Source organism: Kribbella sp. NPDC000426, assembly GCF_040300265.1.
Lineage (GTDB): Bacteria > Actinomycetota > Actinomycetes > Propionibacteriales > Kribbellaceae > Kribbella.
Genome location: NZ_JBEPDK010000005.1, coordinates 563,459 through 579,185, shown reverse-complemented (window position 1 = coordinate 579,185; position 15,727 = coordinate 563,459). Strand labels below are relative to the sequence as shown.

Sequence of the window (15,727 nt, the reverse complement as noted above, 5' to 3'; positions counted from 1 at the left end):
AAGAGACGCGCGGAACCGGCCGGGGGTTGTAAACGAAGTCGTTACTCCATATATTCGAAGTCATCACTCCGTTTATCTCGTGTGAGGAACCCGATGACTCCCGAAGAGGTCTTCCTGAAGCTGGTCCACGGCGTCGCCGACCGCGACTTCGCCGTCCTGCCCGGGCTGTACGCCGAGCAGACCGACGTCCGCCACCCGATGAACCCGTACGGCGACCACCCGCTGCTGTCTCGTGCCGCCCTCGAGGAGCACTTCGGCGTGACCGGTCCGCGGGTGACCGAGGTGGTCAGCTTCCAGCCGGTCAACATCCGGGTCCACCAGACCGCCGACCCGGAGGTGATCGTCGCCGAGTTCGAGTACGCCGGGACCGTCCTGGCCAGCGGCGAGCCGTTCACCGTCCCCGCGATCTTCGTACTCCGTGTCCGCGACGGCCTGATCGTCGAGTCCCGCGACTACATCGACCACCTGGCGATGATCCGCGCCCGTGGCCAGGTCGAAGAACTCGTCAGCCATCTGCGGGAACCGGCCACCGCTCCGGCGGCGTCCTAGTCCGCAGAGGCGCCGGATGGCCCCGGACCGAGGCACTGAGCCCGCCCGGGGCCATCTCCAATCCAGCTACTCCAGCCGGCGCCCGTCCAGCTTCAGCCGGCGGACTGTGGTCTCCGGGAAGCGCCCACGCTCCCGCGTCTCCGGGTACGGCGTCACAGCCGCGGACTGCCCTTCGACCCGGGCGATCTCGGCCACGAGCTGCTCTCGTAGTTCGGCAGCGATCTCCTGGTGGTTCACGCTGTCGATCAGGTTGTCCAGCTCGTACGGATCGGCGTCGAGGTCGTAGAGCGCCCGCTCGACGTACGTGTCCGCCGCGGGTACGTCACCGGCCGAGGGCGCGTGCACGTAGTACTTCCAGCGGTCTGTCCGGAGCGCCCGGCCGACCTCGGACTCGCTCACCTGGATCAGCACACCGTCGCGTGCAGACTCCCGCAGCGGTACTCCGTCCAGGTGGTCCGGGAGTGCGATCCCAGCCGCGTCCAGCAGCGTCGGTACGACGTCCACCGTGCTGACCGGCGTACTGACGCGCCCGCCGCCGCGGTACCCGGGTCCCTCGACCACCAGCGGCACCCGGACCGACCCGTCGTGCGGAGAACGCTTGTACTCGCTGTTGCGGGTCTTGAAGTGCGAGCCATGGTCGGACGTGTACAGCAGGACGGTGTCGTCAGTGAGGTCGAGGCTGACGAGTGCGTCGCGCAGTCTGCCCAGACATTCGTCTACACGCTTGATCTGGCCGTAGTACCCAGCTGCGTGCTGGTGTGCCGTACCAGGGAGGGTCGCCAGATCAGGTGGCAGCCATGCTCCGGCGTAGGTGTCCCGGTAGACCTGTGGTGCCGGGTAGTCGTCGTGCTCGTTCTGGTGGTGCGGCTCGATCAGCGAGAGGAACAACATGAAGGGGCCGTCGGCCTTGGTGATGAAGCGGATTGCTGCGTCAGTCAGCGCGTCAGGCCGGTAGCCGGGTAGGAAGACCGGCTCGCCATCGGCGTCGTACACAACGGTCCGATAGGCGTCCGAGGTGAACTCGAGCAGGTTCGAGGCCAGCCAGTGGTCGTACCCGGCCTGCTCCTCGCGTGGCACTGGATCCTGCGTACCCAGGTGCCACTTGCCGATGTACGCCGTCTGGTAGCCCGCGTCGCCGAACAGGCGTCCGAGCGTCGGTGCGTCCGTCGGCAGCGGTACGTCGTTGCGGTAGACGCCGGCGTTGGTCGGGTACATGCCGGTCTGCATCGCGGCGCGCGCCGGCGCACAGACCGGGTTGGTGGTGCAGGCGGTCTCGTACGTCGTGCCGCGGCGGGCCATCAGGTCGAGGTTGGGCGTGATACCCAACGGGCTCCCGACGGTGTCCCAGCGCTGCTGGTCGGTGAAGAAGACGATCACATTAGGGCGCATCAAGAGCTCTCATTTCAGTCCGGAGAGGGCGATGCCCTCCACCAGGAACTTCTGGGTGACGACGAAGAAGATCGCGGTCGGGATGAACAGGATCAGCGCGCCGGCGGCGGTCAGGTTCCACTGCGTGAAGTACTCCTGGTTGAACAGGGTCAACCCGATCGGCAGCGTGCGCATCTCGGTCCGGCTGGTGACGATCAGCGGCCAGAGGAACTCGTTCCACTGGAAGACGAACGTGAACAGGCCGAGCACGGCCAGCGCCGGCTTGCCCTGCGGCAGGATCACCCGCAGGTAGATCCGGAACTCGCCGGCGCCGTCCACCCGGGCCGCCTCGATCAGCTCGTCCGGCAGCGGCCGGATGAACTGCCGCATCAGAAAGATGCCGTAGGCATCCATCAGGAACGGCACGATCAGTCCCTGATAGCTGTCGATCCAGCCCAGACTCGCGAAGATCGAGTAGATCGGCAGCATCCGGACGAAGAACGGCACCATCAACGTCGACAGCACCGCGACGAACGCGATCCGCTTGCCCGGGAAGTCCATCTTCGCGAACACGTAGCCGACCAGCGGGTCGAAGATCAGGTGCGAGACCGTGATCGCGCCGGCCATCACCAGGCTGTTCAGGAAGAACCGCCCGAACGGCGCGGCCTCGAACAGCCGGCTGAAGTTGTCCCATTGCAGATGGGCCGGCCACAGCACCGGATCACCCGACTGCACCTCGCCGTCGCTCTGCAGCGCCAGCACGATCATGTACAGCAGCGGCAGCACGGTGACCAGGGCGAGCGCGACGAGGACGACGTACGCCGCGATGCGGTCGCCGGGGAAGAGACGTTCACGCATCGGTCCGGTCTCCGATCCGCAGCTGCACGAGGGACAGGATCAGTACGACGACCAGCAGCAGCAGCGAAAGCGCCGACGCGTAGCCGAAGTCGTTGTCGTTGAACGCGACGATGAACAGCCGGTGTGCGTACAGGGAAGTCGCGTTGCCCGGGCCGCCGCCGGTCACGATGTACGGCAGCGCGAACTGCTGCAGCGTGCTGATCAGCCCGATGATCGAGACGAACAGCGTGGTCGGCGCGAGCAGCGGGAGCGTGATCGCGAAGAACCGTCGCCACGGCCCGGCGCCGTCGATCCGCGCGGCCTCGTAGTACAGGCCGGGGATGCCTTGCAGGCCGGCCAGGAACAGGACCATCGTGTAGCCGGCACTCGACCAGACCGTGATGCCGACGATCGTCGACAACGGATGCGTGCTGAGCCAGGTCTGACCGGGCAGGTTGATTGCCTCGAGCAACCGGTTCAGGATGCCGACCTGCGGGTCGAGGATGTTGCGCCAGAGCAGGCCGATGATCGACACCGACGTCAGGTACGGGATCAGCAGCACCGAGCGGAACAGCGTGCGGCCGCGGAGGGACTGGTTGAGGATCACGGCCAGCCCGAGGCCGACCGCCGTACCGACGATGAGCGTCCCGGCGGCGTACGCGAGCGTGATCAGGAACGAGTGCACCACCTCGGGATCGCCGAAGGCCCGGCTGAAGTTGCCGAAGCCGACGAACGAGGTGCCGTCGGCGTCGTACGCGCCGGTCAGCAGCTGGTTGCCGATCGGGAGGAAGAACAGGAGTACGAAGAACAGCACTGCCGGGGTGAGGAACAGCCATGCGGTCAGCGCCTGCCGGCGACGGATCACAGCGCCGCCCCGGCCTGCTTGCGGAAGTCGTCCAGCGTCGGCCCGACCGGCGCGTGCTGGATGATCATCTGCTGGTAGGCCTTCTTCCACAGCTCGTTGATCTGCGCGGCCTTGCCGCTCGCCGACAGTGCGATGTCCTGCTTGGCCACGACCGCGAGCGACTTGGCGATGACCGCCAGGTTCGGATCGGCGGTGACGGACGGGTCCGCGGCCCAGCTCTTCCGCGGCATCGACATGCCGGCCTCCTTGGTGGCGGCCAGCTCGACCTTCACCGCGGCCAGCTTGGTGATCAACTCCCAGGACAGCTTGGGGTCCTTGGCCTTCGACGGGATCATCAACCCGGATCCGGCCATTGCCGCGGACTGGACCGCGCCGGTCAGCGGTACGGCGACCCCGAGCTCGATGTCCGGACTGCCCTGCCGGATCGGGCCGATGTCCCACGGACCGGAGACGAACATCGCGGCGCGCTTGGCGGAGAACAGCTTCTGCGGACCCGAGTAGTCGGTGGTCGCGACCGGCGCGGGGGAGACCTTGTCGGCGTACACCAGGTCCTGCATGAACTGCAGCGCCTTCAACGCGGCGTCGTCCGGCATCATGAACTGCTTGGCGCCGACGTTGCTGAAGTCCACGCGCTGCTGGTTGTAGAACGGCGCCGCGTAGCTCGCATCCGAGTTCAGGGCGCAGCCGGAGATCTTGTCCTTGGTGTTCGACCTGGCCGCCTCGAGGAACTCGTCCCAGGTCGTCGGCGGGGTGTCGATCATCGCCTTGTTGTAGAAGAGCAGGCCGTTGGCGGTGAGGTGCAGCGGGATCGAGTACGTCTTTCCCTCGTACTGTCGGGCGACGACGGCCTGGTCGAGGAAGTCGTCCGGGAAGCCGAACGCTTTGTCGTCCTTTGCGAAGTCGTCCAGGGCGAGGACGTTGCCGGCCAGTCCGTACTGCGTCCCGGTGCCGGCGCTGACCTCTTCGACCAGGTCGGGCACGTTGCCAGAGCGGAAGTCCGCGGTCAGCTTGGTGGTCAGGTCGGGCCACTGGAACTTCTGCCAGTTCATCTGCAGGTCGTGGTCCTTGCCGAACTGGTCGATCACCTCCTTGTAGGCCTGGTATCCGTGGCCGGCGTTCCAGTAGATCGTGAACGTGTGGCTGTCGGCCTGCTTCGAGGCGGGTTTCGCGGGCGAGCAGCCGACGGCGCCGAGCACGGTGGCGCCGAGGCCGAGCTGGAGGAACGAGCGGCGGTTGAAGGAGGGCATGACAAAACCTTTCGACGGTCATTCGATGGCGCGGGGTGGCGCAGTGGCGCAGGTGTCGGGGTGTCGGGGGTCAGGCGGAGGCGCGGTGGTTCAGGACCCAGGGCATGAACAGCTCTCTGGCGGGCCTGGTGGGATCGTCGATCCGGGCGAACAGCGCCTCGACCATCTCGGTGAAGTCGAGCTGATGCATGCCGACGCTCGTCAGCGGCGGCTGGGAGTACGTCGCCTCCCGGGTGTTGCCGGTACCGATCACGGCCAGGTCGTCCGGCACCTTGACGCCCCGGTCGGCGGCCGCCTGCAACGCGGCGAACGCACCCCGGTCGGACTCGGAGACGATCGCGTCCGGCGGGTTCGGCGAGTCGAGCAGCTCCCGGACCACGAGTACGGCGTCCTCGCGGGAGGCGGCTCCGACCCGGACCAGCGCGGGGTCTGTTCTGCGGCCTGCGCGCTGGAGCGCATCGACGTACCCGAGGTAACGGTCCTCCGGGTTGCCGTGGTGCGAGAGGTACGCGATCCGCTCGCGGCCGGAGTCGATCAGGTACGTCGTTGCCTCGACCAGCGCCTGCCTGACGTTGTTGCGCACTACGTCGACGCCGGTCATCGCGAGCGTGTCACTGAACGCCATCAGCGCGCGGGTGGATCGGCGCGCGGCGGTGAGGTCGAGGTCGTCGCTGAGGCCCGGGGTGAAGATCGCGCCGTCGACATGGCCGCGCGTGATCACCCTGAGGGACTGTGCTGCCCGGTCGATCCGTCGTACCGGAACGCCGATCACGGAGTACCCGTGCGCGGCGGCGACGTCCTCGCACTCCCAGGTCAGCCGGTCCAGCCACGGTCCCACCGGCGGCGCATAAACGATCGCGATCAACTCCGACCGCTGCCGCCGCAAGCTCCGCGCCGCGGTGTTCCCCTTGTACCCAAGCTCCCGCGCCGCCGCTTCCACCCTGCGCCGCGTCACCTCCGGCAACGGCGTGGTCCGATCGGCCCGCCCGCTCAACACATAGGAGCAGGTAGCAACGGAAACCCCCGCCGCCTCCGCCACATCCCTGAGCGTCGTCCGCCCTTCCCGAACCATGGTGAAAGCATTAACCTACCCAGAGAACCAAGCAATACCTCTAAGTTGGTTAATTTCCTACACATTAACCAGGCGGGTACCTGCTGCGCACGCCGGACAAGCAGCCCTCCACGTACGCCGGAGAAACAGCCCCCGCGTGCTCCGCGCGTACTTCCTTCGTCGCTCCGCTCCTCAGCGCACCCACTCTGCCCGACGCCCACCCACCCCCCGGCTCATCGCCGGTACATCCCTTCCGGCTACCGCCGGGACCTCCGGCTACCGCCGGGACCTCCGGCTACCGCCGGGACCTCCGGCTACCGCCGGGACCTCCGGCTACCGCCGGGATCTGCGGGCTGCCGCCCGCGGGGGACGCGCTTGTCGCGCGGATCTTCCGGCTGTCGCCGGGGTGTGCGGGCTGCCGCCTGTGGTCGAGTGCCCCCGCGTGCGCCGCGGGTGCTTCCTTCGTCGCTGCGCTCCTCAGCGCACCCACTCTGCCCGACGCCCACCCACCCCCCGGCTGCCGCCGGGGGTACGGGCTGCCGCCCCTGGTCGAGGGCGCCCGCGTGCGCCGTGTGTGTTTCTTCGTCGCTGCGCTCCTCAGCGCACCTGCTACGCCCGCTCCCGACCCCGGGAGTTCGTCCCGGGGCCGGCGGCTTGTTGCGCGTGTACAGGCGTGTCGAGCGGATCCTCCGGCTGCGACCGGGAGCTGCTAAGCCAGCTCAAAAGCCGGGAGCTGATCGCCGGGAGCTGATCGCCGGGAACTGCGGGTTGTTGCCGCGTGTGCAGGCGTGTCGAGCGGATCAACCGACGGCCACCGCACCTGCTGCGCCTGCCCCGGGGGTCATCGCCGGGAGTTGGTTGCCGGGAGCGGGTTGCAGGGAGCTGATCCCCGGGATCTGTTGGGGTCGTTGCCGTGTGTGCGGATTCGGCGAGCGGTTCCCCCACCACACCGGTTGGGCCCGCTCCGACTCCGGGGTTCATCGTGGGGAGCTGATCGGCGGAGGTACGGGTTGTTGTCGTGTGCGGACTTGGCGAGCCGGTCGGCCGGCTGGCTGGCGAGTCGTGGATTTCGGTTGAAATCCATCGCCTTGTTCCACGACTCGGCGAGATGCCCTCGAGCCGTTTTGCACGACTCGAGGGCTGAGGGCCGGCCTGGTCAGCCGGGGTCGGTGAAGCCGTACTCGTTGGAGAGGGAGTTGGTGCGGACTACCTGGCCGGTGTGGCGGAGGACGGCTTTGTCTGTGGCGAGTGCGGCGACGGCCCGGCCTACGAAGAGTGGGGACTCTGAGTCGGTCAGGTCGATGAACTCGGCGGCTTTGAGGACGGACTCGGTGCGGACGAGGCCGGGGTAGAGGGAGACTGCGGCGACTCCGTGGTCGCGGAGTTCGTGGGCCATGCAGGCGATCAGGTGATCGGTGGCCGCCTTGGCCGCGCCGTACGCGACACCTGTGTCGGTCTTCTCCGCGCCCTCCGACGACACGTTCACGATCAGGCCCGAGCCAGCGGCAACCATTGTCGGCACGGCCGCCACGCTCGTCACGTAGTGAGCGCGGACCCCGGCCTGGAACGCCGCATCCCAGCGCTCGAGGGGCTGGGTCCAGAAGCCGGCCTCCTCCCAGAACGGCGTGCCGTCCCAGAAGTACTCGTATCCGCCCCACACGTTGTTGACCAGTACGTCGATCCGCCCGGCCTCGTCGACCACCCGCCGTACTGCCGCCCGAGTCTGGTCGTCGTCGCGGTGGTCGCAGCTGATCGCCACCCCGACCCCGCCCATCGAGGTGATCTCCGCCGCGGTCTCCTCGACCGTCCCGGGGAGTGGCGTGGGCGGGGCGGCCCCGGCTGTTGTCCGCCCGGTCACGTACACAGTCGCTCCCTGCTCGGCCAGCCCGAGAGCGATCCCCTTCCCAACCCCGCGACTCGCCCCCCTGATGAGCGCAACCTTCCCCACCAACGGCGCCATCCACCGAAGCTAACAGCGCCCACCGACAAACTCGCCAGCCGCCAGCCGCCAGCCGCCAGCCGCGACCCGCGACCCGCGACCCGCGACCCGCGACCCGCGACCCGCGACCCGCGACCCGCTACCCGCGACCCGCGAGCTGCGACCCGTGAGCCGCGACCCGTCAGCCGCCGGCCATCAGCCGCCGCGCTCCGCAGCGTCGCCTCCGGCGACGACTACCCTCCGCCGAGTCGTGTGATCTGGCGGGGATCAGGATCGCCCAGTCGTGGATTCCGGCGCCCGCAGCGCGCCGAGTCGTGGATTCCGGCGCCCGCAGCGCGCCCAAATCCACGACTCGGGGAACCGGCGTCCGCCAATTCGTACGACTCGGCGAAACTGGCGTCCGCCAGATCGCACGACTCGATGAAACCGGTGTCCGCCAATTCGTACGACTCGGCGAAACTGGCGTCCGCCAGATCGCACGACTCGATGAAACCGGTGTCCGCCAATTCGTACGACTCGGTGAAATCGGCGTCCGCCAGATCGCACGACTCGGGGAACCGGCGTCCGCCGATTCGCACGATTCGGCGAAACCGGCGTCCGCCAGATCGCACGACTCGGGGAACCGGCGCCCGTCGATTCGCACGACTCGGCGGGAAAGGACGACAAATCGGCTGCGTGGGGGGAAGACGTGGAACGGCCCCTCGGCCAGGTGTGGTCGAGGGGCCGTTTCGGGCTGTCGAGGGTCAGCGGTCGCCCATGGGGACGTACTGGGTGCCTCGTTCGCCGGTGTAGATCTGTTTCGGGCGGGCGATCTTCTGGTCGCTGTCGCCGAGCATTTCCAGCCACTGGGCCAGCCAGCCGGAGGTGCGGGGGATGGCGAACAGGACCGTGAACATCTCCGGCGGGAACTGCAGGGCCTCGTAGATCAGGCCGGAGTAGAAGTCGACGTTCGGGTAGAGCTTGCGGGAGACGAAGTACTCGTCCTCCAGCGCGATCTTCTCCAGCTCGACGGCGATCTTCAGCAGCGGGTTGATGCCGGTGACCTCGAAGACGTCGTCGGCGGCCTTCTTGATGATCTTGGCGCGCGGGTCGTAGTTCTTGTAGACCCGGTGGCCGAAGCCCATCAGCCGCTCTTCGCCGTTCTTCACGCCCTCGATGAACGACGGCACGTTGTCGACCGAGCCGATCCGGCGGAGCATCTTCAGCACCGCCTCGTTGGCGCCGCCGTGCAGCGGGCCGTAGAGCGCGCCGATCCCGCCGGCCACCGCGGTGTACGGGTCGACCTGGGTGGAGCCGATCGCGCGGACCGCGTTAGTGGACGCGTTCTGCTCGTGGTCGGCGTGCAGGATGAACAGGATCTCCAGCGCCCGCACCAGGCGGTCGTCGGCGGCGTACTTCGGCTCGCTCATCTTGAACAGCATCGACAAGAAGTTCGCCGTGTAGCTGAGCTCGTTGTCGGGGTACACGTACGGCTTGCCCTGCGCGTGCCGGAACGCGAACGCGCCGAGCGTCGGCATCTTCGCGATCAGCCGGCGGATCTGCAGCGCCCGCGACTCCTCGTCGAAGATGTTGCGCGACTCGGGATAGAAGGTGGACAGCCCGCCGACCGAGGCCAGCAGCATGCCCATCGGGTGCGCGTCGTACCGGAAGCCCTGCATGAAGGTCTTCAGGTTCTCGTGCACGAACGTGTGATACGTCACGTCGTGCGCCCAGGCCTCGTACTCCGCCTTGTTGGGCAGCTTGCCGTTCACCAGGAGGTACGCGACCTCGAGGTAGTTGGACTGCTCGGCGAGCTGCTCGATCGGGTATCCGCGGTACTCCAGGATGCCCTTGTCGCCGTCGATGAAGGTGACGGAGGAGCGGCAGGACGCGGTGTTGACGAAGCCGGGGTCGTAGGTGGCCAGGCCACCGTCGCCGTCGGATGCGCTGATCTGCTTGAGGTCGGCGGCACGGATAGTGCCATCGGTGATGGCAAGGTCGAAGTCCTTGCCGGTCCGGTTGTCCCGGACGGTGAGCGACTGTTCGGTCACAATGCCCTCTTCGGAAGCTGGCGTCATCGCCTGGATGAATGAGGGTAGATCAGCCGGCGGGACGCGGGTTCGGACTGCAATCTTCACCGCTAAACTAGTGCGGTCCTCAGCTGCTTCCAAGCCGGGGTCCCCTCGGCGTGTGGGCTCGCTTTGACCCACGCGTGCCGTCGCCGGTATTCTGGGCTGCTGTTGTGCGTTCCAGGTCTTGCGATGGCACCGTCGTGTCGGCTGACCGCTCGCCGACGTCCTGTTTTGTTCAACCTCTGAGAAACGAAGGTCAACGACCGTGCGCACGTACAGCCCGAAGCCTGCTGACGTCACTCGTGAGTGGCACGTGATCGACGCCACCGACGTCACGCTCGGTCGGCTCGCCGTCCAGATCGCCACCCTGCTGCGCGGCAAGCACAAGCCGACCTACGCGCCGCACGTGGACGGTGGGGACTTCGTCATCGTCGTCAACGCCTCCAAGGTGGCGCTGTCCGGCACCAAGCGGACCGACAAGATGGCCTACCGTCACTCGGGTCACCCGGGTGGTCTGACCGCCACGCCGATCGGCGAGATCCTCGACAAGGACCCGCGGAAGGCCGTCGAGAAGGCCGTCTGGGGCATGCTGCCGAAGAACCGCCTGAGCCGGAAGCTGCTGACCAAGCTGAAGGTGTACGCCGGTCCGGAGCACCCGCACACGGCCCAGCAGCCGAAGCCGTTCGAGATCACCCAGATCGCCCAGTAAGCGATCGACGAACCAGGTAAACGAGGATTCACAGCGTGAGCGACATCACCACCGAGACCGAAGAGTTCGACCCCGAGGTCCCCATCGACAGCGAGGGCCCGGTCGCCTACACCTCCGAGACCAACCCGGCTCCGGAGCAGCGCGCCGAGACGGGTCGGGTCGCGGTCATCAACCCGGCCGGCGCCACTGGTCGCCGCAAGGAGGCCGTCGCCCGCGTGCGGATCGTCCCGGGCACCGGCAAGTGGAAGATCAACGGGAAGGACCTCGACGTCTACTTCCCGAACAAGGTCCACCAGCAGCACGTGAACGAGCCGTTCGTCGTCGCGGGCCTCGAGGGCTCGTACGACGTGATTGCCCGGATCAACGGCGGCGGTATCACCGGCCAGGCCGGTGCGCTGCAGCTCGGTGTCGCCCGCTGCCTGAACGCAGCGGACCTCGAGGCCAACCGCCCGGGTCTGAAGAAGGCCGGTCTGCTCACCCGCGACGCGCGGATCAAGGAGCGGAAGAAGGCCGGTCTCAAGAAGGCCCGTAAGGCGCCTCAGTACAGCAAGCGCTGATCACCTGATGGGGCGTTTGTTCGGTACGGACGGAGTCCGTGGCCTGGCGAACGTGGACCTGACCGCGGAGCTGGCGCTCGACCTCTCGGTCGCGGCAGCTCACGTACTCGGCGAGGCCGGTGCCTTCGAAGGGCACCGGCCGCGCGCCGTTGTGGGCCGGGATCCTCGTGCCAGTGGTGAGTTCCTCGAAGCCGCCGTGGTCGCTGGTCTTGCCAGCGCCGGCGTCGACGTCGTCCGGCTCGGCGTACTGCCGACCCCGGCCGTCGCGTATCTGACCGGCTCGACCGGCGCCGATCTCGGTGTGATGCTGTCCGCCAGCCACAACCCGATGCCGGACAACGGCATCAAGTTCCTGGCCCGCGGCGGGATCAAGCTCGACGACGTGATCGAGGACGCCATCGAGGCCCGGATGAACGAGGAGTGGCAGCGCCCGACCGGCGCTGACGTCGGCCGGGTCACCGACGACGGGCAGGGCTTCGAGACATATGTCTCGCACCTGGTCCGCTCGGCCCCGAACCGGTTCGACGGTCTCAAGGTCGTGATCGACTGCGCCAACGGCGCGGCCTCGCAGACCGCGCCGGAGGCACTGCGCCGGCTCGGCGCCGAGGTGGTCACGGTCGCCGCGGCTCCCGATGGCCTGAACATCAACCTGAACTGCGGATCCACGCATATCGAGGGTCTGCAGCGCGAGGTGATCGGCCACCGCGCCGACGTCGGTATCGCGCTCGACGGCGACGCGGACCGCTGCCTGGCGGTGGACGCGAACGGCGAGCTCGTCGACGGCGACCAGATCCTCGCCGTGCTGGCGCTCGCGATGCGCGACAGCGGCCGGCTGTCGAACGACACGGTCGTCGCGACCGTGATGAGCAACCTGGGCTTCGTCCAGGCGATGGTGCGGGAGCGGATCGCGGTCGAGCAGACCAAGGTCGGCGACAGGTACGTGCTCGAGGCAATGAAGGCCGGCGGCCACAAGCTCGGCGGCGAGCAGTCCGGGCACGTGATCCTGTCCGACCACGCCACCACCGGCGACGGCACGCTGACCGCGGTCATGCTGCTGGCCCGGGTCGCGCAGACGGGGAAGAGCCTGGCCGACCTGGCCGGTGCGATGACCCGCCTCCCGCAGGTGCTGGTCAACGTGAAGGACGTCGACAAGAACCGCGCGGGCACCGATGCCGCCGTCCAGTCCGCCGTCGCGGAAGCCACCTCCCGGTTGGGTGACTCGGGCCGGGTGCTGCTGCGCCCGTCGGGCACCGAGCCGCTGGTCCGCGTCATGGTCGAGGCCGAGTCCTCGGACACCGCACACGAGATCGCCCATTCACTGGCCGACGTGGTTGCGACTTCGCTGAAGTTGTAGTGGAGCATCGAGAGCTGGAGTTGTTCCTGCATTTGGCGCGGACGCTGAACTACGGACGCACCAGCCTCGAATGCCACGTCAGCGCGGCCACGCTGACCCGCACGATCCAGCGACTGGAGACGCGGGTCGGCGCGCGGTTGCTCGACCGCGGGCCGCGGGGCGTCGTACTGACCGAAGCGGGCCGGCGGTTCACGGCGTACGCCGAGCAGGCGCTGGAGCTGTGGGACGACTACCGGGCCGGATCCGGCGAGCCGGCCGGGCTGACCGGGGACCTGCGGATCTTCGCCACCGTCACCGCCTGCCAGACGCTGCTGCCTGACCTGCTCAAGCCGTTGCGGGCAACGCATCCGCAGATCCGGCTCGACGTACGGACGGGGGACGCCGCGGCCGCGCTCGCGCGACTCGACGAGGGCGAGGTCGATGCTGCCGTCGCCGGGATCCCCAAGCGCCTGCCGCAGACGTTGGTCAGTCGACCGGTCGCGGTCACAGATCTCGTCCTGGTGCACGCACGCGACAGCCGGCCCGATGGCGCGTACGTCGTGCCGGCCCGCGGGCTGGTGCGGGAGGCCGCGTTCCGGTGGTTCCGCACATCGGGGGTCAAGCCAACGATCGCCGCGGAGCCGGACGGGCATGAAGCGCTGCTCGCCCTGGTGGCGCTGGGATGTGGGACCGGCGTCGTGCCGCGGCTGGTGCTCGAGTCGTCGGTGGTGCGGGAGCAGCTTGTCGAGGTTCCGGGGGAGTTGGAGCCGCTTACGATCGGGCTTTGCGTGCGGCGCGGCGACCTGCGGAGGCCTTTGGTTGCGGCGCTCTGGGGCCTGTGACCGTCGCTCCGGGGAACAGCTTCGCGGGGACAAGCTGGGGCGGGAGCGGGTCGGCGCCTTCGAGCTCGCGGATGAGCGCTTCGGTGCCCAGTTGGCCGAGCTCGGGACCCGGGGTTCGCATCATCGTGAGCTCGGGGTCCGTCATCGCCGCGGTTTCCGGGACCATCAGCAGGGACAGGACCGACACGTCGGCAGGGATGTCGCGGCCGCTGCGCCGCAGGCCGGACACGACGCCGAGCGCGGCGTACTCGTTCAGGACCAAGAGAGCCGTCGTCTCGGGATGCTCGGCCAGTAAGCCCTCCGCGGCGAGCTTGCCGGCCTGGGTCGTGTCCGAGCAGGGCCGTACGACGACGGGCAGCCCGTACGACGCGGCGACCCGGCGATAGGCGTCCTCGGTCCGCACCCAGGGACCATAGGCGTGGAACCGCGGGTCGTCCAGATCGCCCGAAATCAAGGCCATTTCGCGATGCCCGAGGTCGTACAGATGCTGCACCGCGTCCTCGACCGTCGTGTCGAAGTCGATGTCCACGTGCGACAGCCCCTCGAGCTCGGTCGTCCGGCCGATCAACGCGAACGGCGTACCGGCCTGCTGCAGTACGTCGACCCGCGGATCGTCCAGCTGCACCTCCATCAGTACGACGCCGTCGACCAGGCCCTGCCCGAGCAGCTCGCGCAACTCGACCCCGTCGTTGCCGACCGGCCACAGCACCAGGTGGTAGTCCTCCTTGCGTGCCGCCTCGGCCGCGCTGGTGAAGAACTCCGCCGTGGACATCCCGAACCGGTGCTCGAGCGCCGGATACGCCATCGCGATGATGTGGGTACGCCGGCTGGCGAGCGCGCGGGCCACCATGTTGCGCCGGTAGCCGAGCTCGACCATCGCCTGCTCGATCCGCGCCCGGGTCGCCGCCGTCACCGGCTTGGTGTCGTTCAGCAGGAAAGAGACGGTCGCGATCGACACCCCGGCACGCTGAGCGACGTCCCGCATCGTGACCATCGATCCTCCTCTGAACTCTTGACAGCGATGTGACGTAGGGAACATAGTCCTTCAACGCCTCAGTTAAGCGGTTTACCGCCCCAACGACAAGTGCAGCACCGGTTTTCCTCGTCCCCTGGTTAAACGCTTAGAAGGAGTCCGATGTCATGATCAGCAAGCGGATCGCCGCCGCGCTGGCGGGTGCGACGACGGTGTCGCTCCTGCTGGTCGCCTGTGGCGACAACGGCGGCGGCGGGCAGTCGTCGTCCTCGTCCGGCGACAGCGTCAAGAGCCTCACGATCCTGGACTACTACAACAACGAGCCGGACAAATCCCTTGTACAGAAGGGACTTGACTCGTGCGCGTCGCAGCTCGGCATCACGATCCAGCGGGAGACGGTGCCTGGTGACACCTTGATCCAGAAGGTGCTGCAGCAGGCGTCGTCGAAGACGCTGCCCGACGTGCTGATGCTCGACAACCCCGACGTACAGCAGATCGCCGCGACCGGTGCGCTCGCGCCCCTGAACGACATGGGGCTGAGCGGCGACGGGGTGATCAAGGGCATGGTCGACGCGACGTCGTACCAGGGCAAGCTCTACGGACTGGCCCCGGTGACGAACACGATCGCGCTGTTCTACAACAAGGACATGCTGGCCGAGGCCGGCGTCCAGCCGCCGAAGACGTGGGACGAGCTGAAGGCCGCGGCCAAGAAGCTCACCAAGCCCGGCCGGTACGGGATGGCGTTCAACGCCAATGCGACGTATGAGGGCTCCTGGCAGTTCCTCCCGGCGATGTGGACCAACGGCGGTGACGAGACCGACCTGACCAGCCCGCAGGTGGCCGAAGCCCTGCAGTTGTGGGTGGATCTGGTGCAGTCGGGGTCGGCGTCGAAGAGCGTGATCAACTGGACGCAGGGCGACGTGAACGACCAGTTCATCGCCGGCAAGGCCGCGATGATGGTGAACGGCCCGTGGCAGATCCCGGCGCTGAACAAGAACCCGAAGATCAAGTGGGACGTGGTCACGTTCCCGCTGAACAAGCCGGACCAGACCCCGGTCGCGCCGCTCGGCGGCGAGGCCTGGACGGTCCCGCTGAACAAGGACCAGGCCAAGCAGCAGAAGGCCGCGGACTTCGTGAAGTGCCTGAACTCGGACCAGAACGAGCTGGCCTGGGCGAAGGCCCGCTTCACCCTCCCGACCAAGCTCGCGCTGCTCGACCAGTACGCCAAGGACGTGCCTTCGATGAAGGCCTTCGCCGAGCAGGTGAAGACGGCCCGGGCCCGGACCGGCAAGCTGGGTGACAAGTGGCCGGACGCCGCCAAGGTGATCTACCAGGCGATCCAGCTGGCGCTGACCGGTAAGGCCTCGGCCCAGGACGCCTTCAAGCAGGCTTCCGGCGGCTGATCC

General features: G+C 67.9%; 14 protein-coding genes. 6 read left to right on the top strand and 8 right to left on the bottom strand.

Annotated elements, in window-relative coordinates:
* The first annotated feature begins 93 nt into the window (after nt 1–93).
* A complete protein-coding gene (locus ABT313_RS26890) occupies nt 94–549 on the top strand; it encodes a nuclear transport factor 2 family protein (protein ID WP_350859479.1) in 456 nt (151 codons plus the stop codon).
* A 66-nt stretch (nt 550–615) separates the two neighbouring features.
* On the opposite strand, the gene ABT313_RS26885 is transcribed toward ABT313_RS26890, so the two are convergent.
* The 7 genes from ABT313_RS26885 to ABT313_RS26855 all read right to left on the bottom strand — a co-directional run bounded on the left by ABT313_RS26885 (nt 616) and on the right by ABT313_RS26855 (nt 9,886).
* Nucleotides 616–1,938 (bottom strand): sulfatase-like hydrolase/transferase, encoded by a 1,323-nt coding sequence (locus ABT313_RS26885; protein ID WP_350859476.1) that lies wholly within the window; start codon nt 1,936–1,938, stop codon nt 616–618.
* A 9-nt stretch (nt 1,939–1,947) separates the two neighbouring features.
* Nucleotides 1,948–2,775: a carbohydrate ABC transporter permease gene (locus tag ABT313_RS26880; protein WP_350859473.1), complete on the bottom strand. Its 828-nt coding sequence runs from the start codon at nt 2,773–2,775 to the stop codon at nt 1,948–1,950.
* The gene (locus ABT313_RS26875; protein ID WP_350859470.1) at nt 2,768–3,619 is read right to left on the bottom strand and encodes a carbohydrate ABC transporter permease; all 852 of its coding nucleotides are present in this window, start codon (nt 3,617–3,619) and stop codon (nt 2,768–2,770) included. The genes ABT313_RS26880 and ABT313_RS26875 overlap by 8 nt, the downstream gene beginning before the upstream one ends.
* Nucleotides 3,616–4,866, bottom strand: a complete 1,251-nt coding sequence (locus ABT313_RS26870) for a sugar ABC transporter substrate-binding protein (RefSeq protein WP_350859467.1) — start codon at nt 4,864–4,866, stop codon at nt 3,616–3,618. The genes ABT313_RS26875 and ABT313_RS26870 overlap by 4 nt, the downstream gene beginning before the upstream one ends.
* A 70-nt stretch (nt 4,867–4,936) precedes the next feature.
* Nucleotides 4,937–5,938, bottom strand: coding sequence for a LacI family DNA-binding transcriptional regulator (locus ABT313_RS26865; RefSeq protein WP_350859465.1), 1,002 nt, complete (start codon nt 5,936–5,938; stop codon nt 4,937–4,939).
* Between the two features lie 1,135 nt (nt 5,939–7,073).
* Nucleotides 7,074–7,877: an SDR family NAD(P)-dependent oxidoreductase gene (locus ABT313_RS26860; protein WP_350859462.1), complete on the bottom strand. Its 804-nt coding sequence runs from the start codon at nt 7,875–7,877 to the stop codon at nt 7,074–7,076.
* 722 nt (nt 7,878–8,599) lie between these two features.
* A complete protein-coding gene (locus tag ABT313_RS26855) occupies nt 8,600–9,886 on the bottom strand; it encodes a citrate synthase (protein WP_350859459.1) in 1,287 nt (428 codons plus the stop codon).
* 286 nt (nt 9,887–10,172) lie between these two features.
* Here ABT313_RS26855 and rplM point away from each other — a divergent pair, with 286 nt between their 5' ends.
* Genes rplM through ilvY form a run of 4 tightly spaced genes read left to right on the top strand, consistent with a single transcriptional unit; the run spans nt 10,173 to nt 13,348 of the window.
* On the top strand, nt 10,173–10,616 hold the full coding sequence (gene rplM / locus ABT313_RS26850; RefSeq protein WP_350859456.1) for a 50S ribosomal protein L13: 444 nt from the start codon (nt 10,173–10,175) through the stop codon (nt 10,614–10,616).
* 35 nt (nt 10,617–10,651) lie between these two features.
* Nucleotides 10,652–11,173 (top strand): 30S ribosomal protein S9, encoded by a 522-nt coding sequence (gene rpsI, locus ABT313_RS26845; RefSeq protein ID WP_141854750.1) that lies wholly within the window; start codon nt 10,652–10,654, stop codon nt 11,171–11,173.
* 7 nt (nt 11,174–11,180) lie between these two features.
* Nucleotides 11,181–12,527 (top strand): phosphoglucosamine mutase, encoded by a 1,347-nt coding sequence (glmM, locus tag ABT313_RS26840; RefSeq protein ID WP_350859453.1) that lies wholly within the window; start codon nt 11,181–11,183, stop codon nt 12,525–12,527.
* The gene (gene ilvY / locus ABT313_RS26835; protein ID WP_350859450.1) at nt 12,527–13,348 is read left to right on the top strand and encodes an HTH-type transcriptional activator IlvY; all 822 of its coding nucleotides are present in this window, start codon (nt 12,527–12,529) and stop codon (nt 13,346–13,348) included. Before glmM ends, ilvY begins: the two co-directional genes overlap by 1 nt.
* Here ilvY and ABT313_RS26830 read toward each other — a convergent pair.
* Nucleotides 13,278–14,342 carry a LacI family DNA-binding transcriptional regulator gene (locus tag ABT313_RS26830; protein WP_350859447.1) on the bottom strand — a complete coding sequence of 355 codons (1,065 nt, stop codon included), beginning with the start codon at nt 14,340–14,342 and terminating at the stop codon, nt 13,278–13,280. The two genes, ilvY and ABT313_RS26830, sit on opposite strands and share 71 nt — an antisense overlap.
* Before the next feature lie 146 nt (nt 14,343–14,488).
* Here ABT313_RS26830 and ABT313_RS26825 point away from each other — a divergent pair, with 146 nt between their 5' ends.
* Nucleotides 14,489–15,724 (top strand): ABC transporter substrate-binding protein, encoded by a 1,236-nt coding sequence (locus ABT313_RS26825; RefSeq protein ID WP_350859444.1) that lies wholly within the window; start codon nt 14,489–14,491, stop codon nt 15,722–15,724.
* Nucleotides 15,725–15,727: the final 3 nt, after the last annotated feature.

Bases quoted from the DNA above. Each gene is read 5' to 3' on its own strand.
- ABT313_RS26890 (WP_350859479.1), top strand. From the start codon at position 94: ATGACTCCCGAAGAGGTCTTCCTGAAGCTGGTCCACGGCGTCGCCGAC.
- ABT313_RS26860 (WP_350859462.1), bottom strand. From the start codon at position 7,877: ATGGCGCCGTTGGTGGGGAAGGTTGCGCTCATCAGGGGGGCGAGTCGC.
- ABT313_RS26865 (WP_350859465.1), bottom strand. From the start codon at position 5,938: ATGGTTCGGGAAGGGCGGACGACGCTCAGGGATGTGGCGGAGGCGGCG.
- ABT313_RS26880 (WP_350859473.1), bottom strand. From the start codon at position 2,775: ATGCGTGAACGTCTCTTCCCCGGCGACCGCATCGCGGCGTACGTCGTC.
- ABT313_RS26825 (WP_350859444.1), top strand. From the start codon at position 14,489: ATGATCAGCAAGCGGATCGCCGCCGCGCTGGCGGGTGCGACGACGGTG.
- glmM (WP_350859453.1), top strand. From the start codon at position 11,181: ATGGGGCGTTTGTTCGGTACGGACGGAGTCCGTGGCCTGGCGAACGTG.
- ABT313_RS26885 (WP_350859476.1), bottom strand. From the start codon at position 1,938: ATGCGCCCTAATGTGATCGTCTTCTTCACCGACCAGCAGCGCTGGGAC.
- ABT313_RS26830 (WP_350859447.1), bottom strand. From the start codon at position 14,342: ATGGTCACGATGCGGGACGTCGCTCAGCGTGCCGGGGTGTCGATCGCG.
- ABT313_RS26870 (WP_350859467.1), bottom strand. From the start codon at position 4,866: ATGCCCTCCTTCAACCGCCGCTCGTTCCTCCAGCTCGGCCTCGGCGCC.